Source organism: Streptomyces spiroverticillatus (genome assembly GCA_014650415.1).
Classification (GTDB): domain Bacteria; phylum Actinomycetota; class Actinomycetes; order Streptomycetales; family Streptomycetaceae; genus Streptomyces; species Streptomyces spiroverticillatus.
The window spans coordinates 81,292-104,302 of the sequence record BMUX01000002.1 but is presented as its reverse complement, the minus strand read 5'-3'; the positions used below and the strand labels follow the sequence as shown (position 1 = coordinate 104,302).

The window sequence follows — 23,011 nt, the reverse complement described above, 5'->3', positions numbered from 1 at the left end:
ATGGTGGTCCTCCGGGCGGTGCGGGGCGGGCGGGTCCCGCAGGCTATCGAACGCGAGAGCGGACGGGGCGGGAATGCGGACGGCGGCGCGGGGGTTGCCCCTGTTGTTGACGCTTGTACTTGTATGAGACCTGGAGAAGAAGAACATGACGACCCCCGCCGCCCCCCTGCGCGTCGAGATCTGGTCCGACGTGGCGTGCCCCTGGTGCTACGTCGGCAAGGCCCGCTTCGAGAAGGGCCTCGAAGCCTTCGCGCACCGGGACGGCGTCGAGGTCGTCCACCGCTCCTTCGAGCTCGACCCGAACCGTGCCAAGGGCGACGTCGAGCAGGTCGTCGACATGCTGGCGAAGAAGTACGGCCGTACGCCCGAGCAGGTGCGCGCCATGGAGGAGACCGTCGCCTCCAACGCGCACGCCGAGGGCCTGGCGTACGTCACCGAGGGCCGCGACAGCGGCTCCACCTTCGACATCCACCGCGTCCTGCACCTCGCCAAGGAGCGCGGCCTCCAGAGCGAGCTGCTCGACCTCGCCTACCGCACCAACTTCGCCGAGACCGCGTCCGTCTTCGACGACGAGGTGCTGGTGGGCATCGCGGTACGGGCGGGCCTTGAGGAGGCGGAGGTGCGCGCGGTGCTGGCCGATCCGACCGCGTACGCCGACGCGGTGCGCGCCGACGAGCGCGAGGCCGCCGAGCTGGGCGCCAACGGTGTGCCCTTCTTCGTCTTCGACCGCCGCTACGGGGTCTCCGGCGGGCAGCCCGCCGAGGTCTTCACGCAGGCGCTGGAGCAGGCGTGGCAGGGGCGGTCGCCGCTGGTGCAGGTGGCGACGGCGGCCGACGGCGAGACCTGCGACGTGGACGGCAACTGCTCCTGAGCGGTGGCGTGTTGGCCGGGCGGGATCCAGGAGGGTCCGGCCCGCGAAACGCTGTGGACGGGGAGCTGAGGGCCGGGCAGAGTGCCCGTATGACCTCCACTCCCCGTCCCGATTCCGCCGCCTCCGCGCTCGCTCCGGGAGAGTTCGCGCCCGAAGGCACGTATCTGAACACCTCCTCGTACGGGCTCCTGCCGCGCCGCACCGTCGAGGCCGTCACCACGCTCGCCGAGCAGAGCGCCCTCGGGGTGCGGCCCGACGCGGGCACGTACGAGACCTTCGACCTCTCCCGGGCCGCCTACGGGCGGCTGGTCGGCATCGCGGCGGACCGGGTCGCCGTCGGCACGTCGGTCGCGTCGCAGACCTCGGTGGTGGCGGCGGCCCTGGCGCCGGGGTCCGAAGTCCTGCTCCCCGAGGGCGAGTTCTCCTCACTCGTGCAGCCCTTCGTCGTACGGCCCGACCTCAAGGTGCGCTGCGTGCCGCTCGACGACCTCGCGGCGGAGGTGCGGCCGGAGACGGCGCTGGTGGCGTGGGCCGTCGTGCAGTCCGCCGACGGGCGGCTCGCCGACGACACGGCGGTACGGGCGGCCGCCGCCGCGCACGGGGCGCGCACGCTGGCCGACCTGTCCCAAGCGGCCGGGTGGCTGGCGGTGGACGCCGGGGCGTACGACTACACCGTCTCGGCGGCGTACAAGTACCTGATGTGCCCGCGCGGGACGTCCTTCCTGACCGTCTCGGAGGAGGCCCAGGAGGTCACGCCGCCGATCCAGGCCGGGTGGTCGGCGGCGGAGGACATCTGGGGCAGCACGTACGGGCCGATCGCGGAACTGGCCCGTTCCGCGCGGCGGTACGACACGTCGGCGCCCTTCCTCTGCTACCAGGGGGCGGTGGAGTCGCTGGCCCTCGTGGAGTCGCTCGGGATCGAGGCCGTCCGGGCCCACAACGTCTCGCTCGCGGACCGACTCCGGTCCGGCCTGCGGGAGTTGGGGCACGCCCCGGTGGCGGCACCCGGCTCCGCCATCGTGGCCGTGCCCGGCCTGGGCGACCGGGCGGCCGCACTGGAGGGGGCGGGCATCCGGGTGTCCTCCCGGGCGGGGAACCTGCGGGTGTCCTTCCACCTGTACAACTCGTCGGCGGACGCGGACCGGGTGCTGTCCGTCCTGGGCTAGCCCCCTGGGGCGGCGGGCCCGCCGCCCCAGGGGGCGGTCCATTACGCCCTCCTGCCGCGGGCCACCGCCACCCCGCCCACCGCCAGCAACAGCACCCCGCCGCCCACCAGGTACGGCGTCGCCGAACTGCCGCCCGTCTCGGCCAGGTTGACCGGGTCCGCCGTCACCGTCTGCGGTCGGGGGGCGGCCGGTGCCGGTTGCTTCAGGGTCTGGACGTCCGGGACCGTGCACGCGGTGGAGGCCAGGGTCACCAGGCCCTCCACCTCCGCCACGTTCAGCTTCAGCGGGTTCACCGACACCTTCAGCTCCAGCGCCGCCGCAGCCGCCTTCCGTGTCGTCGTGTGCGTCTTGGAGAGGGTGAGGGTCACCTCGCCCACCGCCGGAACCCGCACCCGGGTCGGGCCGCCCGCCGTCAGCGTCACCCGCTTCCCGAGCACCGTCACCCGGCCCAGCGCGTTCGCCTCCGCCTCCGGGCGCGCCCCCGCCACGCACACCGACCGGGAGGTCACGTTCTCGACCTCGATCAGCGAGAGCAGGGGCAGGCCCGGCACGTGGACCTTCGCCCGTGCCAACTCCGCGTGCGCCTCCGCCCGTTCCGCCCGCACGTCCGCCTTCGCCGTCGCCACGTCCGCCCGCAGCATCGACACCGGCTGCCCCTTGTCGACGCCGTCCACCGTCACCGTCAGCGCCGTCCGCGAGGCGGTCCCGGGGGCCGTCACCTCGTTGAGGGAGGTCTTCACCGGCACGTTCAGCGTCTTGTTGAGCAGGGACACGTCCAGGCCCGCCGTCAGGACCGACGCCTGTGCCGTCCCCTTCTCGGAAGGGGTGCCGGTGGCCTGTGCCGGGCCTGCGGCCAGGGCCAGCAGCGTCAACGCCCCGGCGGCCTGAGCGAGTGCGGGCATGCGAAAGAGAGAGCTGTTCAAAGCGGTGGACCCCCACAAATGGAACATGCGTGAATGACGCCGCCCGACCCGCGGCCGTCCGTCACGGGGGACACCGTGGCGGCCGCGGTCGGGCGACCGAGACAGGGGAATCCTTACGCACCGAGAGTGAATGAGGGGGCGCGGAGGGTTAGTTCACTCCAAGGGGTGGTTTTCGGGAGTGTGTTCCCCTTCTCGCGGAAGGGGGTTCGTTTCCGGGGGTGATCGTTCGCCCGGTCGGGGGAGCGCGCGGGGAGACGCATGACGGCGACGGCCCCCTCGCGTCAACGCCCCGACACCACCCGCCCGTTCACCACCACGTGCCGCGGCGCCCCCAGCACCCGTACGTCGGCCCGCGGATCCGCCTCGTACACCACCAGGTCCGCCGGAGCACCCTCCACCAGCCCCGGCCGGCCCAGCCACTCCCGCGCGCCCCACGCCGTCGCGTCCAGCGCGTCCCGGGCCGGGATGCCCGCCTTGAGCAGTTCGGCGACCTCCTCCGCCACCAGACCGTGCGCCAGGGAGCCGCCCGCGTCCGTGCCGACGAAGATCGGGATGCCCGCGTCGTACGCCGCGCGCACCGTGTCGTACCGGCGGGCGTGCAGCTCCCGCATGTGCGCCGACCAGCGCGGAAACTTCGCCTCGCCGCCGTCCGCGAGGTGCGGGAAGGTGGCGATGTTGACGAGGGTCGGGACGATGGCGACGCCGCGTTCGGCGAAGAGGGGGATGGTGTCCTCGGTCAGGCCCGTCGCGTGCTCGATGCAGTCGATCCCGGCCTCCACGAGGTCGCGGAGGGAGTCCTCGGCGAAGCAGTGGGCCGTGACCCGTGCCCCCAGCCGGTGCGCCTCCGTAATCGCCGCCTCCACTTCGCCGCGCGGCCAGCACGGGGTGAGGTCGCCCGCCTCACGGTCGATCCAGTCGCCGACCAGCTTCACCCAGCCGTCGCTGCGCCGCGCCTCGGCCGCCACGTACGCCACCAGGTCCCCGGGCTCGATCTCGTGCGCGTAGTTGCGGATGTAGCGGCGGGTGCGGGCGATGTGCCGGCCCGCCCGGACGATCTTCGGGAGGTCGTCCCGGTCGTCGATCCAGCGGGTGTCCGCCGCCGACCCGGCGTCCCGGATCAGCAGCGTCCCCGCGTCCCGGTCGGTGAGGGCCTGCTTCTCGCTCGTCTCGGCGTCCACCGCCCCGTGCCCGTCGAGCCCGACATGGCAGTGCGCGTCGACCAGACCGGGCATCGCCCAGCCCTCCAGGGTGGTCAACTCCCCTGCACCAGGCGGGCGTTCGTACGTGATGCGGCCGTCCACGGCCCACAGTTCGTCCCGTACGTCCTCGGGCCCGACCAGCACCCGGCCCTTCACGTGCAGCACCTTGTGATCGCTCATTCCAGCACTGTACGAGGCCGGATGCGGCCTCAGTCGGCCGCGACGGCGGTCTGCGTGCGCCCGGAGTCGCGCCCGCCCAGCACCGCCCGCCCCGAGTCCCCGCGCAGCCGCAGCGCGCCCGCCGTCGCGGCCAGTGCCACCAGGGCGAGCAGCCCGAAGGCGATCGGGTACGCCGCCCCGGCGCTCACCGCGCCGCCCGCCCGCAGCGCCATCACGCCGACCGCGACGCCGAGCCCCGCCATCAGCTGCTGACTCGTCGCGGAAAGGGTGTTGGCGTCCCGCATCTGCTCCGGCGGCACGTCGCCGAAGGAGATGGTGATGTAGCAGGTGAGGCCCAGCGAGCGGGCCGCCCCGCTGAGCACCGCGAGCGCCGCGATCACCGCGACCGGTGTGTCCGCCGTCAGGAAACCGCAGGCCACCGATGTCGCCGCCAGCCCGACCGTCGCCACCAGCAGCAGCCTCCGGAAGCCGAAGCGGTGCAGCAGCCACGTCGTCGCGGGCTTGATCCCGATGTTGCCGACGAACACGAACAGCACCACCGCCCCCGACTTCACCGCACTCCAGCCGAACGCGTCCTGGAAGAGCAGCGGGAGCAGGAAGGGGATCGCCCCGACCACGATCCAGAAGAGCGAACCGCCCGTCACCGACGCCCGGAAGGTGGTGACGCGCAGGGTGCGCAGGTCCATCAGGGGGTGCGGGGTGCGCAGCAGATGACGTACCGACACCGCCAGCGCGAGCGCCGAGACCGCCGTCACGGCCGCGATCACGCCCCAGGCCTGCACCGGCTCCGACACCAAGTGCGCCGCCCAGGTGATCCCGCCCAGCCCCGCGCAGATCAGCACCGTGCCGACGAGGTCCAGCGGCGGGGGAGTGCCGCGCTTCCCGGCCGGGATCAGACGGCGGGTGACCAGCAGGGCCAGCAGCCCGAGCGGGATGTTGATCAGGAAGAGCCAGCGCCAGTTCGCGTACGTCGTCAGCAGCCCGCCCAGCAGCGGGGCGATCACCGGCGCGACGAGCGCCGGCCACACGATGAACGCCACCAGGCGCGGTATGTCGGGCTTGGCCGCCCCGCCCAGCACCACCAGGCGGCCGACCGGCACCATCATCGCGCCGCCCGCCCCCTGGAGGACCCGCAGCGCGACGATCTGGCCGACGTCCGTGGCCAGGGCGCAGCCCAGCGAGGCGAGCGTGAAGACGGTGATGGCGCCCAGCAGCACCCGCCGCGTGCCCAGGCGCGCGGTCAGCCAGCCGCTGAGCGGTATGAGGACGGCCAGCGTCACGAAGTAGGAGGTGACGAGGAGGCCGACGGAGGCAGGGGTGGTGTGCAGGGACGCGGCGATGTCGGGGGCGGCGGTCGACACCAGGGTGCCGTCCAGGTTCTCCATGAAGAAACAGCCCGCGACGAGCAGCGCGATGCTGCGTTGACGTGCGTCGATCATGACTCTCCGAGGGGAGGGTGGGTGGAGTGGATGGGTCCCCGCGGCCGCCGGGAGGTGTCCATCGTCGGCCCCGGCCAATGCTGACCACAAGTTCCGAATCGTCAATCTAGGATTGCGTTCCATGCAGCTCCCGGATCTGAACCTCCTTCCCGCCCTGGACGCCCTCCTGCGCACCGGCAGTGTCGCCGGGGCCGCAGCCGAGATGCGCGTCTCCGCCTCCGCGATGAGCCGCACCCTGGGACGGCTGCGCCGGGTGGTCGGCGACCCCCTCCTCGTACCGGCCGGGCGCGGTCTCGTGCCGACCCCCGCAGCCGAGGCCATGCGGCCGGGCGTACGGGCCGCGCTGGAGGCCGCCTCGATGGCGCTCCAGCCGCCGCAGCCGCTCGAACTAGCCTCACTGCAACGGGAGTTCACGATACGGTCCAGCGACAGCTTCTGCGTGTCGATCGGCTCCGACCTCGTCGCGTACGCCGCCGAGGCCGCCCCCGGTGTACGGCTGCGCATGCTGCCCGAGGGCGACGAGGACCCCGCCGACCTGCGCGACGGGGTGGACCTCGACGTCGGCGTGCTGCCCGCGCTGCCGCCGGACGTGCGCAGCCTGCCGCTGGGCACCGGCGGCTACGCGGCGGTCGCCAGGGAGGGCGCTCCCTTCGCCCGACGGCCGCTCACCGTCGAGGAGTTCGCCGCCGTCCCGCACGTCACCGTCTCCCGGCACGGCCGCCCGCACAGCGTCGTCGACGAGCGGCTGCACGCCCTCGGGCTCGCCCGGGACGTGCTGGCCACCGTGCCGACGTACAGCGCGGCCTGCTTCATGGCGCTGGGCGCGGACGTGCTGGCGCTGGTGCCGGCCGCGTTCGCCCCGTACGCGACCAGGGAGATGGCGCTGGTCGTCCTGGAGATCCCGCTCGACCTGCCCGAGGCGGAGCACGGCATGGCCTGGCACCTGCGCCTGGACGCCGACCCGGCGCACCGGTGGCTGCGGACGGCCGTCGCCCGGCTCGCCCGGGAGCAGGGGCGGGCGTCGAGCCCCTCCCCGGGGGTGGGGCTACCCTCGGCCGAGTAAGGCCGAACACTGATCCGAAGAGAGCACCGCCGTGACCCTGAGCCTGCTGGACCTGCCCGCCCTCACCGCCGCGGACGTCGCCCGCATCGACCGCAAGGTCGCCGCCTTCCTCGGCACCGAGCAGGACGTCGTGATCATGCAGGGGGAGGCGCTGCTGCCGCTGGAGGCGTGCATCCGCGCCGGTGCGCCGCGCGGCTCGCACGCGCTGAACATCGTCACCGGTCCGTACGGGCAGACCTTCGGCAACTGGCTGCGCGACTGCGGCGCCACCGTGCACGACCTCGCGGTGCCCTTCCACGCGGCGGTCACCGCCGACGCCGTCCGCGAGGCGCTCGCCGCCCACCCGGAGATCGACTTCGTGTCCCTGGTGCACGCCGAGGCCGCCACCGGCAACACCAACCCGGTCGCCGAGATCGGCGAAGTGGTGCGCGCACACGGTGCGTTGTTCTACCTGGACGCCGTCGCCTCCGTCGGCGCGGAGCCGGTGCGCCCCGACGAGTGGGGCGTCGACCTGTGCATCATCGGCGCGCAGAAGGCGATGGGCGGCCCCGCCGGGGTCTCCGCCGTCTCGGTCAGCGCCCGCGCCTGGGAGCGCTTCGCCGCCAACCCGGACGCGCCCCGCGCTTCCTACCTCTCGCTCCTGGACTGGAAGGCGCGCTGGATCGACGGCGGCCGCAAGGCGCTGATGTTCGCCCCCGCGCAGCTGGAGATGCTGGCGCTCGAAGCCTGCCTGGACCGCATCGAGGCCGAAGGCCTCGACACCGTCATGGCGCGGCATGCCAAGGCCGCCGAGGCGACCCGGGCGGGCGCGCTCGCGCTCGGCGGGGGCCTCGAGCCGTTCGTGCACGAAGCCGGGGCCGCGGCCCCCGTCGCCACCACGCTGCGGGTGACCGGCGGGCTCGACGCCTCCGAGGTCGTCGCGAAGGCCCTCGCCCTCGACCCCTCCGCGCCGCTGATCGCGGGCGGCGGTGCGCTCGCCAAGGAGATGATCCGGGTCAACCACTACGGCGCGGACGCCACCCGCGAAGCCGTGCTCGCCTCGCTGGAGGCACTGGCCGGGGCACTGGAGCGGCTCGGCGCACCGGGCACGGAGATCGCTTCTGCCCGGGCCGCCGTGACGGAAACCTGGCCCTCCGAATAATTCACCAATAATTGTCGACGGGATAACGGGTAATCCCGGAAATTCACAGTCGACGAACAGAAAACGGGAAGCTGCTTATTCACCGCAGCTTCCCGTTTTCTTATGCCCGCTCCTCCAAGGGCTAAACGCCAAGATTTCGCAGGGGGTTCCGAGGTGTTTCGGACGTGTGACCGACCCCACACGCAAGGAGATTTGCCCGGTAATTTCCGGGCAAATCTGCTTGATTTGCGACCGGTTCACCAGCGGCTCGCGCTCGCGCGATAACACGAGGAGCGCAATCAGCCAACCCCGTCCCTCCATGCATTTTTTGAATTCCCTCGGTAAATTTCATCGACATGACTGCCGCACAAGCAGACCCAGTAACCACGTCAGTTTTGGAGATCGACAGCCCGCGAGTGGAGGACGGAGCTGCGATCTGGCGCATTGCCCGCGACTCCCAGGTCCTGGACCTGAACTCCTCGTACAGCTACCTCCTGTGGTGTCGCGACTTCGCGACGACCTCGGTGGTCGCCCGCGACCGGCCCGGCGGCGACCCGATCGCCTTCGTCACCGGGTACGTCCGTCCGGAGCGCCCCGAGACGCTGGTCGTCTGGCAGGTCGCGGTGGACAACGCGCACCGGGGCCGGGGCCTGGCCGGAACGCTGCTGGACGCGCTGACCCTGAAGGTCGCCGCCAGCCACGGCATCACCACCGTCGAGACGACGATCACGCCGGACAACGTTCCGTCCGACCGGTTGTTCACCTCCTACGCCGAGCGCCGGGGCGCGAGCGTCAGCCGCGAAGTCCTCTTCGACGCGGGCGTGTTCCCGGCCGACCCGGGCGAGAGCCACCTGCCCGAGGTGCTGTACCGGATCGCACCGGTCGCGGCCTGAGCCGTACGCGTACCGCCCCGCCCCTCGTGTCGGCGGGCCCCGAACTTCTTCTTCGTACACCCGCCCTCTCCCCATCCCAGGAGACCGCAGTGACCATCACGCCCCCCGCCCACCCGTCTCCCACCACCAGCCCTACCGGACAGGCCTACGGCCTGACTGCGCCTGAACTCAGCGTCTTCGAAACCCTCGAGTCCGAGGTCCGGAGCTACTGCCGCAGCTGGCCCGCCGTGTTCGACCGCGCACAGGGCTCGCGCATGTACGACGAGGACGGCCACACCTACCTCGACTTCTTCGCCGGTGCCGGGTCCCTCAACTACGGGCACAACAACCCGGTCCTGAAACGCGCCCTGATCGACTACATCGAGCGCGACGGCGTCACCCACGGCCTGGACATGGCGACGACCGCCAAGCGTGCGTTCCTGGAGACCTTCCAGAACGTGATCCTGCGCCCCCGCGACCTCCCCTACAAGGTGATGTTCCCGGGCCCGACGGGCACCAACGCCGTTGAGTCCGCACTGAAGCTGGCCCGCAAGGTCAAGGGCCGCGAGTCGGTCGTGTCCTTCACCAACGCCTTCCACGGCATGTCGCTGGGCTCGCTCGCCGTCACCGGCAACGCCTTCAAGCGCGCCGGCGCCGGCATACCCCTGGTCCACGGCACGCCGATGCCGTTCGACAACTACTTCGACGGCCAGGTCCCGGACTTCCTGTGGTTCGAGCGCCTCCTGGAGGACCAGGGCTCGGGCCTCAACAAGCCGGCCGCCGTGATCGTGGAGACCGTCCAGGGCGAGGGTGGCATCAACGTCGCCCGCGCCGAGTGGCTGCGCGCCCTCCAGGAGCTGTGCCACCGCCAGGACATGCTGCTGATCGTCGACGACATCCAGATGGGCTGCGGCCGCACCGGCGCGTTCTTCTCCTTCGAGGAGGCGGGCATCCAGCCGGACATCGTCACCCTCTCGAAGTCGATCAGCGGCTACGGACTGCCCATGTCGCTCTGCCTGTTCAAGCCGGAGCTGGACGTCTGGGAGCCCGGCGAGCACAACGGCACCTTCCGCGGCAACAACCCGGCCTTCGTCACGGCCGCCGCCGCACTCAACGCCTACTGGGCCGACGGCCAGATGGAGAAGCAGACCCTGGCCCGCGGCGAGCTGGTCGAGCGTGCGCTGCTCGCCATCGCCGACGAGAACGCCGAGGCCGGCGTCAGCTTCCGGGGCCGCGGCCTGGTCTGGGGCATGGAGTTCACCGACAAGGGCCGCGCCACCGCCGTGTGCCGCCGCGCCTTCGAGCTCGGCATGCTCCTGGAGACCTCGGGCCCGGAGAGCGAGGTCGTCAAGCTGCTCCCGTCGCTCACCATCTCCGCCGAAGAACTCGACGAGGGGCTGCGGATCCTGGCCCGCGCGGTCCGCGAAACCGCCTGACCCCTCGCCGCCGCACACGAAATCCGTACGTAAGAGAAAGGCCCATGTCACCGTGATTGTCCGCTCGTTCAAGGACATCGAAGGAACCGACCGCCATGTGAAGGCGAAGACCGGCACCTGGGAGAGCAAGCGCATCGTGCTCGCCAAGGAGAAGGTCGGCTTCTCCCTGCACGAGACGACGCTGTACGCGGGTACGGAGACCCAGATGTGGTACGCGAACCACATCGAGGCCGTCCTGTGCGTCGAGGGCGAGGCGGAACTCACCAACGACGAGACCGGCGAGACCCACTGGATCGAGCCCGGCACCATGTACCTGCTGGACGGCCATGAGCGCCACACCATGCGCCCGAAGACCGACTTCCGGTGCGTGTGCGTGTTCAACCCTCCCGTGACCGGACGGGAGGACCATGACGAGAACGGCGTCTACCCGCTGCTGACCGAGGAGGTCTGAGCCATGACCGACGTACTCACCAGCCCCGCAGGGTCCGCGACGGGCGACCTCTACCCGACGCGCGGCGCCACCGAGGTCACCACCCCCCGCCAGGACCCCGTCCTCTGGGCCCCGGACGCCGAGGGCCCGATCACGGCCGGTGACCTCTCCGGCTTCGAGCGGGACGGTTTCCTCACCGTCGACCAGCTGATCACGGACGACGAAGTGGCGCTGTACCGGGCCGAGTTGGACCGCATGGTCGCCGACCCGGCGGTGCGGGCCGACGAACGCTCGATCATCGAGCCGCAGTCGCAGGACGTACGGTCGGTCTTCGAGGTCCACAAGCTCAGCACCGTCTTCGCGCAGCTCGTGCGGGACCCGCGCGTGGTGGGCCGGGCCCGCCAGATCCTCGGCTCGGACGTCTACGTCCACCAGTCGCGGATCAACGTCAAGCCCGGCTTCGGGGCGTCCGGCTTCTACTGGCACTCCGACTTCGAGACCTGGCACGCCGAGGACGGCCTGCCGAACATGCGCACCGTCTCGGTCTCGATCGCGCTGACGGAGAACTTCGACACCAACGGCGGGCTCATGATCATGCCCGGCTCGCACAAGCACTTCCTGGGCTGCGCGGGCGAGACGCCGAAGGACAACTACAAGAAGTCCCTCCAGATGCAGGACGCGGGCACCCCGTCCGACGCGGCGCTGACCCGGATGGCCGACGCGCACGGCATCAAGCTCTTCACGGGGCGCGCCGGTTCGGCCACCTGGTTCGACTGCAACTGCATGCACGGCTCCGGCGACAACATCACGCCGTACGCCCGCAGCAACGTCTTCATCGTGTTCAACAGCGTGGAGAACACGGCGGTGGAGCCCTTCGCGGCTCCGGTCCGCCGCCCGGACTTCATCGGTGCGCGGGACTTCACGCCGGTGCAGTAGTTCGCTCGCTCGTACGAAGCGGGCCGGCCTCTCATGGAGAGGCCGGCCCGCTTCGTCGCGTCCAGGGGCTACTTGTTCAGCACCGGGTAGTCCGTGAAGCCCTTCGCGTCGCCGCCGAAGAAGGTGGCCGGGTCGGGGGCGTTGTACGGGCCCTCGGTGGCCAGGCGGGCGGGCAGGTCCGGGTTGGCGAGGAACAGCGCGCCGAACGCCAGCAGGTCGGCGGCCCCCTCGTCCAGGAGCGGCAGCGCGCGGTGGTCGGTGGGGCCCTCGGTGTGCGGGTTGAGGATGAAGGTCCCGTCGAACTTGGCGCGCAGCACCGGGGTGAGCGCCCGGTAGGTGTCCGTGGCCTCCAGGACGTGCAGGTAGGCGAGGCCGAGCGGGGCAAGGACGTCGACCAGGGCCTCGTACGTCGCCTCGACGTCGGTCTCGGTGATGTCGTTGTACGGGTTGCCGGGGGAGAGGCGGATCGCGGTGCGCTCCGGGCCGATCTCGGCGGCGACCGCCCGCACCGTCTCGACGGCGAAGCGGATGCGGTTCTCGACGGTGTCGCCGCCCCACTCGTCGGTGCGCAGGTTGGCGTTGGCGGACAGGAACTGGTGGATCAAGTAGCCGTTGGCGCCGTGCAGTTCGACCCCGTCGAAGCCCGCGTCGATCGCGTTGCGGGCGGCACGCGCGAAGTCCTGGACGGTCTCGCGGATCTCGTCGCCGGTCAGCTCCCTCGGCTCGCCGAACTCGACCAGCCCCTCACCGGCGAACAGCTTGCCTGCCGGGGTCACCGGGGAGGGCGCGACCGGGGTGAGCCCGTCGGGCAGCAGGCTCGGGTGCCCGATCCGGCCGCCGTGCATGAGCTGGGCGAAGATCACGCCGCCCTCGGCGTGCACCGCGTCGGTGACCTTGCGCCACCCGGCGACCTGCTCCTGGCTGTGCAGGCCGGGGGTGAAGGGGTAGCCCTGGCCGACCACCGACGGCTGCACGCCCTCGGTGACGATCAGCCCGGCGGAGGCGCGCTGGGCGTAGTACTCGGCGACCAGCTCGGTCGGCACGCCGCCCGCGCCGGCGCGGCTGCGGGTCATGGGGGCCAGGGCGATGCGGTTGGCGAGGGTGGTGCCGGAGAGGTCGTGCGGGGTGAAGGCGGTGGTGGTCATGGCAAGCCCCCAAGGCTATTTATTGGTCGGCCAAGTAATCTCTGCTGCGCCACTGTAACCCATTACTTGGCCGACCAAGTTAAAGTAATGAGAACTCTCCGCCGCCGCTTGGAACGAGGCCCCGCCATGAACCCCGACGACCCCGCCTGTCCCGATGTCGGACCGGTCAGCTCCTCCCTGGCGACGGTGGCCAGGCTGCACCGGATCGCGGCGGGGAAGGTGCTGAGGTGCCTGGGCCTCTACCCGGGGCAGGAGTTCGTGATGATGCACCTGTGGGAGGCGGGCCCGGTCCGCCAGTCGGAGCTGATCAAGGCCGTCGGCCTGGACCCCTCCACGGTGACCAAGTCCCTCCAGCGGTTGGAGCAGGCGGGCTACGTGAGCCGCCGCCCGGACCCGGCGGACCGCCGCGCCTCGCTGGTCGAGGCCACCCCGCAGGGCTGCGCCCTGCGCGAGAAGGTCACGGGGGCGTGGGCGGCGCTGGAGGCGCGGACGGCTGCCGGTCTCTCCGAGGCCGAACGGGAGTCCCTGCTGCTCCTGCTGACCAAGGTCGAGCGGAACCTGTGCGCGGAGGCTTCGGCGGAGGAGTGCGAGTAGGGGCAGCACCCCCCACCTACCCCTCCGCCACCACCTTCCCCAGCTCCGCCAGGAACCGGTCCGTCGTCCCCCGGTCCCGCACCGCGACCCGCACCCACCCCTCCCCGAGCCCGGGAAACGTGTCCCCCCGCCGCACCGCGAACCCCCGCTCCCGCAACCGCCCCCGCACATCCCCCGGCACCCGCACCAGTACGAAGGGAGCCCGAGCCCCCTCGACGACCCTCACCGACCCCAGCTCGGCGAGCCCCGCCAGCAAGTGGTCCCGGTCGGCGGCAATGGCGAGCGCCGCCTCCGCCGCCTCCTCCTGCGCCCGGGGGGAGACACACCCCTCCGCCGCCACCAACGCCGGCGTCGACACCGGCCACAACGGCTGAGCCCGCTCCAGCAAGCCGATCACCTCCGGCGCAGCACTCACGTACCCCACCCGCAGCCCCGCCAGCCCCCACGTCTTCGTGAGACTCCGCAGCACCACCAGACCCGGCACATCCGTCCGCCCCACGAGCGCCTCCGGCTCCCCGGGCACCGCGTCCATGAACGCCTCGTCCACGACGAGCACCCGCCCGGGTCGGGCAAGCCGAGCGATGTCCGAGGCCGGGTGCAGCACCGACGTCGGATTCGTCGGATTCCCGATCACCACCAGGTCCGCATCCTCCGGCACTGCGTCCACATCCAGCCGGAACCCCTCCGACTCCCGCAGCAGCACCCGCCCCACCTGGTGCCCCGCATCCCGCAGCGCCGCCTCCGGCTCGGTGAACTGCGGGTGCACCACCACCGGCCGACGCACCTCCAGAGCCCGCGCGATCAGCACGAACGCCTCCGCCGCCCCCGCCGTCAGCAGCACCCGTTCCACCGGCAGCCCGTGGTGCGCCGCCACCGCCGCCCGCGCGCCCGTCCCGTCCGGGTACGCGGCGAGGGTGTCGAGCGAGGCGGCGAGCCGTGCCTTCAGCCACTCCGGCGGCGTCCCGGACCGTACGTTGACCGCGAGATCCACCAGCCCGGCGGACGCGCCCCGCACCTCCGCATCTCCGTGATGCCGCAGGTCATGGTCAAGAAAGGTCACCGCGACACACCCATCCCTGTACGGGCCACCGCGCACGTCGCCATGGCCGGACGCCCCGCAGGGCTCGACTTCCTTTTCGGTACGAGGAGTTCGCCGCCGGTGCCCGTTGCCGCGAGCGCCGCCGCCTCCGCCACCGACGGCGTCCCCACCGCACTCAGCGCCCGCCCGGACGGGTTGGGCACGGTCACACCGGCCAGCACCTCGGCCCCGTACGACAGCACCGGAACCCCCAGCCGCCGCCCGCACTCCACGATCGCCCGCTCGTCCGCCTTCACGTCGACGGTCGCCAGCGCCCCGACCGCACCGAGCGGCAGCCCGGCCTCGGCGAGGGCGTCCACCACCAACGCGTACAGCTCGTCCACGGGCGCGTCCTCGCACGCCCCGACCCCCACGGCCACCCGTGCGGTCACCCGTACGGAAGCATCCACGGCACTCACCGGACATCCTTTCGCGCGGCGAATCGGCCCATCCCGACATGCGCCGCACCTCGCCCATCGACTAGCAAGGGCTCATGGCGTACATGGCGGTCCTCGTCGCGCTCGGCGCGTTCCTGATGACGCTGTTCGGTGGCTGGGTGGCCCAGCGCGTCACCGACCGGCGGCACCTCGTGCTGGGCCTGGCCGGCGGGCTGATGCTCGGCGTGGTCGGCCTGGACCTGCTGCCGGAGGCCCTGGAGGCGGCCGAGAGCGTGGTGTTCGGGGTGCCCGCCGCTCTGCTGCTGTTCGTCGGCGGCTTCCTCGCCGCGCACGTCGGCGAGCACCTCCTCGCGGGACGACACGCCGCGCACGGGGGAGAGGAGGGGGAGCGCATCCCCGAGGTCGGGCTGACGGCCGCGTCCGCCATGGTCGGCCACAGCCTGATGGACGGCATCGCCCTCGGCGCGGCCTTCCAGGTCGGCGGCGGCATGGGCCTCGCCGTGGCACTCGCGGTCGTCGCGCACGACTTCGCCGACGGCTTCAACACGTACACACTGACCAGCCTGTACGGCAACGCCCGCCGCAAGGCCCTGGCCATGCTGTTCGCGGACGCGGCGGCCCCGGTGGTGGGCGCGGCGTCGACGCTGCTGTTCACCCTCCCGGCCGAACTCCTCGGCTGCTATCTGGGCTTCTTCGGCGGCGTCCTGCTGTATCTGGCCGCCGCCGAGATCCTCCCCGAGGCCCACCACGGCCACCCGGCCCGTTCCACCCTGCTGTGCACGGTGGCGGGCGCGGGCTTCATCTGGCTGGTGGTGGGCATCGCGGCGGAGTGAGTGCGCGTTCATCGCTGTGCGCACCGCTCCACGAACCGGTACGCCATCTCCGGGGCCGACGCCCAGTGCGTGTGCAGATAACTGGCATGCACATTGCCCTGTACGAAGCCCTCCACCCGGCGCTGCGGATGCGTGAACCCCCACGCGGGCGCGGCCCCGGCCCCGGGCTCGATGACGGTCCGGTGGAACTCGTGCCCCCGCAGCCGCGTCCCGGCGGCGGCCAGCGCACTGTCCCCGACGGCCACGGCCTCCCGGTACCCGAGCGTCAGTTTCTCCGACATCCGCGCCTCGGCGTCGAGCACCCCGCACATGGGCTGCCCGTCGAGCGACCGCGCGAGGTACAGCAGCCCGGCGCACTCGGCCGCGACCGGAGTGCCCGCCGCCGCCAATGCGGCCACGGCCTTCCGCAGCGGTTCGTTCGCCGACAACTCGGGTGCGTACACCTCGGGGAACCCGCCCCCGATCACCAACCCGCTGGTCCCGTCGGGCAGTTGCTCATCGTGGAGAGGGTCGAACGGTACGACAGTGGCCCCGGCCGCGCTCAACAACTCCGCGTGTTCCGCGTACGAGAACGTGAACGCGGGCCCGGCGGCCACGGCAACTACGGGCTGCGCACCTTCCGTCCGCTTCCCCTGCCCAGCCCCGGCGCCGGGCTCCCACGCCACCGCACCGGTCGTCCCCGCACCCCGTGCCAACGCCAGCACGGCCTCCAGGTCCACCCCGCCCCGCACCTGTTCGGCCAGAGCAGCCACAGCTTCGACCGCCTCGGCCCGCCGCTCGGCGACCGGCACCAGCCCGAGGTGCCGCGACGGCGTCCGCACCTGCTTCGCCCGCCGCAAGGCACCCAGCACGGGCACCCCCGACCCGTCGAGGGCCTCCCGCAACAGCTCCTCGTGCCGATCCGACCCCACCTTGTTCAGGATGACGCCCCCGATCCGCACCTCCGGATCCCACGACGCGAAGCCGTGCACGAGCGCCGCCACCGACCGCGACTGCGACGACCCGTCCACCACCAGCACCACCGGTGCCCGTAGCAGCTTCGCGATCTGCGCCGTCGACGCCAACTCGCCCTGCCCGGCAGCCCCGTCGTACAGGCCCATCACGCCTTCGACGATCGCCAGGTCGCACCCGGCGGCCCCGTGCTCGAAGAGCGGGCCCACCAAGTCCGGCCCGCACATGTACGCGTCGAGGTTGCGCCCCGGCCGCCCCGTCGCCAGCGCGTGGTACCCGGGGTCGATGTAGTCCGGCCCCACCTTGTGCGGCGAAACGGCCAGCCCGCGCTCCGTGAAGGCAGCCATGAGCCCCGTCGCGACGGTGGTCTTCCCGCTGCCCGACGACGGCGCGGCCACCACGATCCGTGCTACCACTCGATGCCCCGCTGGCCCTTCTGACCCGCGTCCATCGGGTGCCTCACCTTCGACATGTCCGTCACCAAGTCAGCGGCATCCAGCAGCGCCTGCGGCGCGTTCCGCCCCGTGATCACCACGTGCTGCGTCCCCGGCCGGTCGCGCAGCACCTGCACGACCTCCTCCACGTCGATCCACCCCCAGTGCAGCGGATACGCGAACTCATCGAGCACATAAAACTTGTACGTCTCAGCGGCCAGATCCCGCTTGACCTGCTCCCAGCCCTCCCGGGCCTTCTCCTCGTTGTCTGTGTTGTCGCCGTGGAGGTCCCTCTGCACCCACGACCAGCCCTCGCCCATCTTGTGCCAGGCGACGGTCCCGCCCTCGCCCGTCGCGCCGAGCGCCTTGAGCGCGTTCTCCTCGCCTACCTTCCACTTCGCCGACTTCACGAACTGGAACACCCCGATCGGCCAGCCCTGGTTCCAGGCGCGCAGCGCCATCCCGAAGGCGGCCGTCGACTTCCCCTTGCCGATGCCCGTGTGCACCATGAGCAGCGGCCGGTTGCGGCGCTGGCGGGTGGTGAGCCCGTCGTTCGGTACGTTTTCCGGCTGTCCCTGCGGCATCGTTACGCGGCCTTCCTCGAAGTTCCAGTTACGTCCTTGACCAGCCCGGCGATGGAGTCCGCGCGCAGCTCGTCCAGCGTGACGGCCGTGCCGCCCAACTCCCGGGCCAGCTCCGCCGCGAGCCCGAGCCGTACCATCCCCGACTCGCAGTCCACGACGACCGAGGCGATGCCCTCCGCCTCGTGCAGCCGCGCCGCCCGCCCCGCGAGCGCCACGGGCTCCGGACCGCCGGTCGCCCGCCCGTCCGTCACGACCACGAGCAGCGGACGCCGCGACGGATCGCGCAGCCGCTCCACCCGCAGCACCTCGTGCGCCTTGAGCAGCCCCGCCGCGAGGGGCGTGCGTCCGCCGGTCGGCAGCAGCTCCAGCCGGGCCGCCGCCGCGTCCACGGACGACGTCGGCGGAAGCGCGACCTCCGCGTCCTTCCCCCGGAAGGTGACCAGTCCGACCTTGTCGCGCCGCTGGTAGGCGTCCAGGAGCAGCGACAGCACCGCACCCTTCACGGCGCTCATCCGCTGCCGCGCCGCCATGGACCCGGAGGCGTCCACCACGAACAGCACGAGGTTCCCCTCGCGGCCCTCCCGGGTCGCCTGCCGCAGGTCGTCACGGCGTACGACCAGACCGCGCCCGGTGCGTCCGCGCGCGTGCTGGTGCGGGGCGGCGGCCTGCACGGTCGCCGCCAAGTGCAGCTTGGTGAGGGCGCCTTGGGGGCGTACGGCGCCGGTCGTGCGGCCGTGCTCGGTGCGCGCCCGGGACCTGCGTCCGGCAGCGCCCTCGCCCAGACCCGGCACGCTCAGCATCTTGGTGCGGAACGGCTCGGCGGCCTTGGCGGCGGGCTGCTCGGCGCCACCGCTTCCGGCCGGGGCGGGCTGCTGCTCGGGCGTGTCGTCCTGTTCGGGGCCCTGCTCCGAGTCGGCGGACTCGGGCGCGTCGGGGCCGTCGCCCTGCGGCGGGAGACCGCCGCCGCCACCGGGTCCGTCCGGATTCGGGTCCGGGTCGTCGTCGCCCTCGCCCTCGGGGGGCTCCGGCGGACTGTTCTGCTCCAGCGTCTCGTCGAGCTTGTCCTCGTCGAGGCCGGGCGCGTCGAAGGGGTTGCGCCGGCGCCGGTGCGGCAGCGCGAGCAGCGCGGCCTGCCGTACGTCCTCCTCCTGCACGTCCTCACGCCCCGCCCACGCGGCCAGCGCGGTCGCGGTGCGGGCCATCACGATGTCGGCCCGCATGCCGTCGACCTCGAAGGCGGCGCAGGTCGCGGCGATCTGGCGCAGCGCGTCGTCGCCGAGGCGGACGTGGGGGAGCAGGGCGCGGGCGGCCGCGATCCGCTCGCGCAGGTCGGCCTCCTCGCCCGCCCACTTCGCGGCGAACGCCGCCGGGTCGTCGTCGTAGGCGAGCCGTCGCCGTACGACCTCGACCCGCTGGTCGGTGTCCCGCGACGCGGCGACCTCCACGGTCAGCCCGAACCGGTCCAGCAACTGGGGGCGCAGTTCGCCCTCTTCGGGGTTCATGGTCCCGACCAGCAGGAACCGCGCGGCGTGCCGCACGGAGACGCCTTCGCGCTCGACGTACGACGCGCCCATGGCGGCGGCGTCGAGCAACAGGTCCACGAGGTGGTCGTGCAGCAGATTGACCTCGTCGACGTACAGGATCCCGCGATGGGCGTCGGCCAGCAGGCCCGGCTCGAACGCCTTCACGCCCTCGCTCAGCGCGCGCTCGATGTCGAGCGCCCCGACGAGGCGGTCCTCGGAGGCCCCGACGGGCAGCTCCACCATCCGCGCGTCCCGCGACACGCCGTCACCGGCCTGGTGCGGCCCATCAGGACACGCCGGGTCGGGCGAGGCCGGGTCGCACGAGAACCGGCACCCTTCCACCACGTGCACCTGCGGCATCAGCGCCGCGAGGGCCCGTACGGCGGTGGACTTGGCGGTGCCCTTCTCCCCACGCACGAGCACACCGCCGACGGCGGGCGACACGGCGTTGAGCAACAGCCCGAGCCGGAGGTCGTCCTGCCCGACGATCGCGGTAAAGGGGTAAGGCGTACTCATACGGTCTCCATCGTCGTTTCCGGCTCCATACGGATTCGCTGCGCGGGCGGCAGGGCCGCCCCTCCCACTTCCGCCCTCGCCCCCTTGGGCGGCGGGGCCGCCCCCCGGGGGCGGGACGGGCGGGCAAGGGGGCGGTACGCCCGATCCGGGCCCGCCCCGGTTCCGGCCCCTGCCCGCACGCCCGGCACCGGCCCACGCGGACGGCCCCCGGCCACGCCAACCTCGGCCGCACCCCGCAAAACAGCCCCCCTCACCCCCGTACCCCCGGCGGCACAAACGGCAGCCCCACCGGCGCGCCGGACTCGATCAGCCGCCACAGCCCCTCCGTATCCGCGTGCTGCTCGATCAGATCCCCGAGCCGATCCAGCTGCTCCTCGCGCAACCCCTCGAAGCTCGTGTCCGGCGCGGGCACGAACCGCCGCCCGGAGGCCGCGGCCACCTCCCGCAGGAAGGCCCGCCGGAAGCCGTCGCTCTCCAGCGACCCGTGCCAGTGCGTGCCCCACACCGAGCCCACCCTGCACCCGTCCAGGAAGGCTTCCCCGCCCAGGACCTCCGCCACCCCGTGGTGGATCTCGTACCCCTCCACGGCCTCCCCGAGCGCCGAACCCACCGGCCGCGCCAGGGTCTTCTCCCGTGCGAACCGCACCCGCACCGGCAGCAGCCCGAGCCCCTCGACGACCCCGGCCTTCGACTCGACCTCGTCCTCGATCAGCTCGCCCAGCAGCTGGAAGCCGCCGCAGATCCCCAGCACCGGCTGCCCGGCGGCGGCCCGCCGGGCCAAAGCGCCCGCGAGCCCGCGCTCGCGCAGCCACTCCAGCGCGCGCACCGTCCCCCGCGTCCCCGGCACGACCACCAGGTCCGCATCCGCAAGCTCCTCCGCCCGGTCCACGAAGCGGACCACCACACCCGGTTCGGCCGCCAGCGCGTCCACGTCCGTGAAGTTGGACATCAGCGGCACCGCGCACACCGCGACCCGCAGCACGTCCTCGCCGACCGGCGGCGCCACCACGGACTCGCGGACCGCGCCCCGCAGGGACACCCGCAGTCCGTCCTCCTCGTCGATGCCGAGCCCGTGCGCGAAGGGCAGCACACCGTACGTCTTGCGCCCGGTGAGGTCCTCCAGCATGTCCAGGCCCGGCTCCAGCAGCGAGACATCGCCCCGGAACTTGTTCACCAAGTACCCCGCGACCAGCCGCTGATCGGCCTCCGCCAGCAGCGCCGTCGTCCCGAAGAACGACGCGAAGACGCCCCCGCGGTCGATGTCCCCGACCACCACCACGGGGAAGTCCGCGGCCCGCGCGATGCCCATGTTCACGATGTCGGTCCGCCGCAGATTGATCTCGGCCGGGCTCCCCGCCCCTTCGCAGATCACCGCGTCGTACTGCTCGCGCAGCTCCGCCAGGCACTTTGTGACCGTCCCGAGCAGCGCCTCCCGGTGCCCGCCCTGGACACCCTTCCCGTACGTCTTCCCGCCCGCCGTGCCGAAGAAGCCGCGCGCACTCATCTCGCCCACGGGCTTGCCGAGCAGCACGACCTGGCTGGACTTGTCGCTCCCCGGCTTCAGCAGCACCGGATTCATCAGAGCCGTCGGCTCGACCCGCGCCGCCTGCGCCTGCATCGCCTGGGCACGCCCGATCTCCGCGCCCTCCCTGGTCACGAACGAATTCAGCGACATGTTCTGCGCCTTGAACGGGGCGACCTTCACCCCCTGCCGCACCAGCCACCGGCAGATCCCCGCCGTGACGACGCTCTTGCCCGCGTCCGACGTGGTCCCCGCGACCAACAACCCGCCGCCACTCATGCGTTACGTCCCTTCGCGTACGAGAACGCCAGCCGCCCCGCCGCACACGCGGCCAGCGCCAGCACGCCCACCCGGCGCGACAGCCGCACCGCACGTTCGATGTCCGGCACGGCCACGGGCCGCCCGGTCTCCCCGTTGAGCACGGCCCGGTGCTCCACCCGGCCCGCGTACGACAGCGTCCCGCCGAGCCGCACGCCCAGCGCGCCCGCGAAGGACGCCTCGACGGGGCCCGCGTTGGGGCTCGGGTGCCGCGCCGCGTCCGCACGCCAGGCGGCGAGCGCGCCGCGCGAGTCGTCTCCGGCCAGGACGGCCAGCGCCGCCGTCAGCCGCGCACCCGGCCACCCCGCCACGTCGTCCAGGCGGGCCGAGGCCCACCCGTACCGGCGATAGCGCGCCGACTTGTGCCCGACCATGGCATCCAGCGTGTTCACCGCCCGGAACGCCACCAGCCCCGGCACCCCTCCAACCGCCCCCCACACCAGCGCACCCACCACCGCGTCCGACGTGTTCTCGGCGACGGACTCCACCACGGCCCGCGCCATCTGCTGCCCGTCCAGTGCCTGCGGGTCCCGCCCGCACAGGTGCGGCAGCCGCTCCCGGGCCAGCTCCAGGTCCCCGGCGGCGAGCGCCCCGCCGATCGCCCGGGCCTCGCGCCCCAGCGACGTACCGCCGACGACGGACCAGGTGACGGCGGCGGTCAACGCGACGGAGGCGACGGGGGAGCGGCGTACGACACGTGAGACGACGGCAGCAGCCCCGGCAGCGCCGCCCACGCAGACCAGTGTGTGCAGTGCACCCCGCCCCCGGTCGTTCCGCCACAACACCTTCTCCACGGCGGCGGCAGCACTCCCGAACAGGGCCACCGGATGCCCCCGGCGCGGATCGCCGAACAGGGCGTCGCAGACCATCCCGAGGGCCGCACCGGCGACAAAGCAGCACGGGGGCATGACAACGGAACCGCGTGTACCGCAGCCGGGCATGGCGATGTGTCCTTCACTCAGGGTCCGCGCCCTGGATCGAGGTGACGCACGGCTGGGAGTTCCTGGCTTCGGGACGCCCCTGGTCGGGTCGCCCGTGACAGTGGCGGGACCGCGCCGGATTCGCACCGGCTTCCTCTCCATGCCGCCGTATTGGCTCCGGCAGTCCACCACGCCCCGCGAACACCCGTCAACCTGGTGTTGACCTGCGGGAGGCGGGTGTGCGGAGGTCCACAGGGGGTCCGCAGGGGGCGTATGCGAAACCGCCCCGCGCGCGGGGCGCGGGGCGGTTTCGGAAGGAGTGCGCCTCAGGCGACGATCAGGAAGATCCCGTACGCCACCGCCGCCGCGCACAGTGCGAAGCAGGCGTACGCGCCGGTGCGTGCGGCCGGGGCGGAGCCGCCCGAGGCGGCGGCCGCGGTCTGCTTGGAGAGGCCCACGATGCCGAGGGTGAACAGGCCCACCAGGGCGACGGTGGCCACGAGGCTGACGCCGAAGACGGTGCCGAGAGCTGCCCAGTCGATGTTCATGTCGATGCGTCC

The 23,011-nt window shown here is 72.5% G+C and carries 22 protein-coding genes and 1 riboswitch; of the genes, 10 read left to right on the top strand and 12 right to left on the bottom strand.

Going from position 1 to position 23,011, the window contains the following annotated elements; translation table 11 throughout:
• Positions 1–166 precede the first annotated feature (166 nt).
• Entirely contained in the window at positions 167–871 is a 705-nt protein-coding gene (locus tag IE269_RS04850; protein ID WP_189822038.1) for a DsbA family oxidoreductase, read from the top strand.
• Positions 872–960: 89 nt separating this feature from the next.
• Positions 961–2,037, top strand: a complete 1,077-nt coding sequence (locus IE269_RS04845; protein ID WP_189821491.1) for an aminotransferase class V-fold PLP-dependent enzyme — start codon at positions 961–963, stop codon at positions 2,035–2,037.
• Between the two features lie 41 nt (positions 2,038–2,078).
• On the opposite strand, the gene IE269_RS04840 is transcribed toward IE269_RS04845, so the two are convergent.
• The 3 genes from IE269_RS04840 to IE269_RS04830 form a co-directional block, all read right to left on the bottom strand.
• Entirely contained in the window at positions 2,079–2,939 is an 861-nt protein-coding gene (locus IE269_RS04840) for an SCO1860 family LAETG-anchored protein (protein ID WP_229897862.1), read from the bottom strand.
• A gap of 302 nt (positions 2,940–3,241) precedes the next feature.
• Positions 3,242–4,339 (bottom strand): amidohydrolase family protein, encoded by a 1,098-nt coding sequence (locus tag IE269_RS04835; RefSeq protein ID WP_189821489.1) that lies wholly within the window; start codon positions 4,337–4,339, stop codon positions 3,242–3,244.
• 29 nt (positions 4,340–4,368) lie between these two features.
• The gene (locus IE269_RS04830; protein ID WP_189821488.1) at positions 4,369–5,778 is read right to left on the bottom strand and encodes an MFS transporter; all 1,410 of its coding nucleotides are present in this window, start codon (positions 5,776–5,778) and stop codon (positions 4,369–4,371) included.
• A 121-nt stretch (positions 5,779–5,899) separates the two neighbouring features.
• On the opposite strand from IE269_RS04830, the gene IE269_RS04825 reads away from it, so the two are divergent.
• The 6 genes from IE269_RS04825 to thpD all read left to right on the top strand — a co-directional run bounded on the left by IE269_RS04825 (position 5,900) and on the right by thpD (position 11,635).
• Positions 5,900–6,841 carry a LysR family transcriptional regulator gene (locus IE269_RS04825; protein WP_189821486.1) on the top strand — a complete coding sequence of 314 codons (942 nt, stop codon included), beginning with the start codon at positions 5,900–5,902 and terminating at the stop codon, positions 6,839–6,841.
• A 31-nt stretch (positions 6,842–6,872) separates the two neighbouring features.
• The gene (locus IE269_RS04820; RefSeq protein ID WP_189821485.1) at positions 6,873–7,982 is read left to right on the top strand and encodes a pyridoxal-phosphate-dependent aminotransferase family protein; all 1,110 of its coding nucleotides are present in this window, start codon (positions 6,873–6,875) and stop codon (positions 7,980–7,982) included.
• A gap of 335 nt (positions 7,983–8,317) precedes the next feature.
• Entirely contained in the window at positions 8,318–8,854 is a 537-nt protein-coding gene (ectA, locus tag IE269_RS04815) for a diaminobutyrate acetyltransferase (protein ID WP_189821484.1), read from the top strand.
• Between the two features lie 152 nt (positions 8,855–9,006).
• Positions 9,007–10,269 carry a diaminobutyrate--2-oxoglutarate transaminase gene (gene ectB / locus IE269_RS04810; protein WP_189822037.1) on the top strand — a complete coding sequence of 421 codons (1,263 nt, stop codon included), beginning with the start codon at positions 9,007–9,009 and terminating at the stop codon, positions 10,267–10,269.
• Between the two features lie 52 nt (positions 10,270–10,321).
• Positions 10,322–10,720: an ectoine synthase gene (locus IE269_RS04805; RefSeq protein WP_189821483.1), complete on the top strand. Its 399-nt coding sequence runs from the start codon at positions 10,322–10,324 to the stop codon at positions 10,718–10,720.
• Positions 10,721–10,723: 3 nt separating this feature from the next.
• Complete coding sequence (thpD, locus tag IE269_RS04800; protein ID WP_189821482.1) at positions 10,724–11,635, top strand: ectoine hydroxylase; 912 nt, start codon at positions 10,724–10,726, stop codon at positions 11,633–11,635.
• 68 nt (positions 11,636–11,703) lie between these two features.
• Here thpD and IE269_RS04795 read toward each other — a convergent pair whose 3' ends face one another.
• The gene (locus IE269_RS04795) at positions 11,704–12,780 is read right to left on the bottom strand and encodes an alkene reductase (protein WP_189821481.1); all 1,077 of its coding nucleotides are present in this window, start codon (positions 12,778–12,780) and stop codon (positions 11,704–11,706) included.
• Positions 12,781–12,906: 126 nt separating this feature from the next.
• Here IE269_RS04795 and IE269_RS04790 point away from each other — a divergent pair, with 126 nt between their 5' ends.
• Positions 12,907–13,374, top strand: coding sequence for a MarR family winged helix-turn-helix transcriptional regulator (locus IE269_RS04790; RefSeq protein ID WP_189821479.1), 468 nt, complete (start codon positions 12,907–12,909; stop codon positions 13,372–13,374).
• A 16-nt stretch (positions 13,375–13,390) separates the two neighbouring features.
• Here the strand turns inward: IE269_RS04790 and cobC are convergent, their stop codons facing one another.
• The gene (gene cobC, locus IE269_RS04785; RefSeq protein WP_229897863.1) at positions 13,391–14,434 is read right to left on the bottom strand and encodes an Rv2231c family histidinol phosphate aminotransferase CobC; all 1,044 of its coding nucleotides are present in this window, start codon (positions 14,432–14,434) and stop codon (positions 13,391–13,393) included.
• Positions 14,431–14,871 (bottom strand): cobalamin biosynthesis protein, encoded by a 441-nt coding sequence (locus IE269_RS42970; RefSeq protein WP_268253606.1) that lies wholly within the window; start codon positions 14,869–14,871, stop codon positions 14,431–14,433. Before IE269_RS42970 ends, cobC begins: the two co-directional genes overlap by 4 nt.
• A gap of 83 nt (positions 14,872–14,954) precedes the next feature.
• Between IE269_RS42970 and IE269_RS04780 the strand changes: the two genes are divergently transcribed.
• Positions 14,955–15,683, top strand: a complete 729-nt coding sequence (locus IE269_RS04780; RefSeq protein WP_189822035.1) for a ZIP family metal transporter — start codon at positions 14,955–14,957, stop codon at positions 15,681–15,683.
• 8 nt (positions 15,684–15,691) lie between these two features.
• On the opposite strand, the gene IE269_RS04775 is transcribed toward IE269_RS04780, so the two are convergent.
• The 6 genes from IE269_RS04775 to IE269_RS04750 all read right to left on the bottom strand — a co-directional run bounded on the left by IE269_RS04775 (position 15,692) and on the right by IE269_RS04750 (position 22,999).
• Entirely contained in the window at positions 15,692–17,050 is a 1,359-nt protein-coding gene (locus tag IE269_RS04775; RefSeq protein ID WP_189821478.1) for a cobyrinic acid a,c-diamide synthase CobB, read from the bottom strand.
• Positions 17,044–17,652: a cob(I)yrinic acid a,c-diamide adenosyltransferase gene (gene cobO, locus IE269_RS04770; RefSeq protein ID WP_189821477.1), complete on the bottom strand. Its 609-nt coding sequence runs from the start codon at positions 17,650–17,652 to the stop codon at positions 17,044–17,046. The genes IE269_RS04775 and cobO overlap by 7 nt, the downstream gene beginning before the upstream one ends.
• Positions 17,653–17,654: 2 nt before the next feature.
• The gene (locus tag IE269_RS04765; protein ID WP_189821476.1) at positions 17,655–19,691 is read right to left on the bottom strand and encodes a putative cobaltochelatase; all 2,037 of its coding nucleotides are present in this window, start codon (positions 19,689–19,691) and stop codon (positions 17,655–17,657) included.
• Positions 19,692–19,941: 250 nt separating this feature from the next.
• Complete coding sequence (locus IE269_RS04760; RefSeq protein ID WP_189821475.1) at positions 19,942–21,492, bottom strand: cobyric acid synthase; 1,551 nt, start codon at positions 21,490–21,492, stop codon at positions 19,942–19,944.
• Positions 21,489–22,439, bottom strand: coding sequence for a cobalamin biosynthesis protein (locus IE269_RS04755; protein ID WP_189821474.1), 951 nt, complete (start codon positions 22,437–22,439; stop codon positions 21,489–21,491). The genes IE269_RS04760 and IE269_RS04755 overlap by 4 nt, the downstream gene beginning before the upstream one ends.
• Positions 22,440–22,508: 69 nt before the next feature.
• Positions 22,509–22,656, bottom strand: a riboswitch (cobalamin riboswitch).
• Between the two features lie 121 nt (positions 22,657–22,777).
• On the bottom strand, positions 22,778–22,999 hold the full coding sequence (locus tag IE269_RS04750; RefSeq protein ID WP_189821473.1) for a hypothetical protein: 222 nt from the start codon (positions 22,997–22,999) through the stop codon (positions 22,778–22,780).
• Between the last annotated feature and the right edge of the window lie 12 nt (positions 23,000–23,011).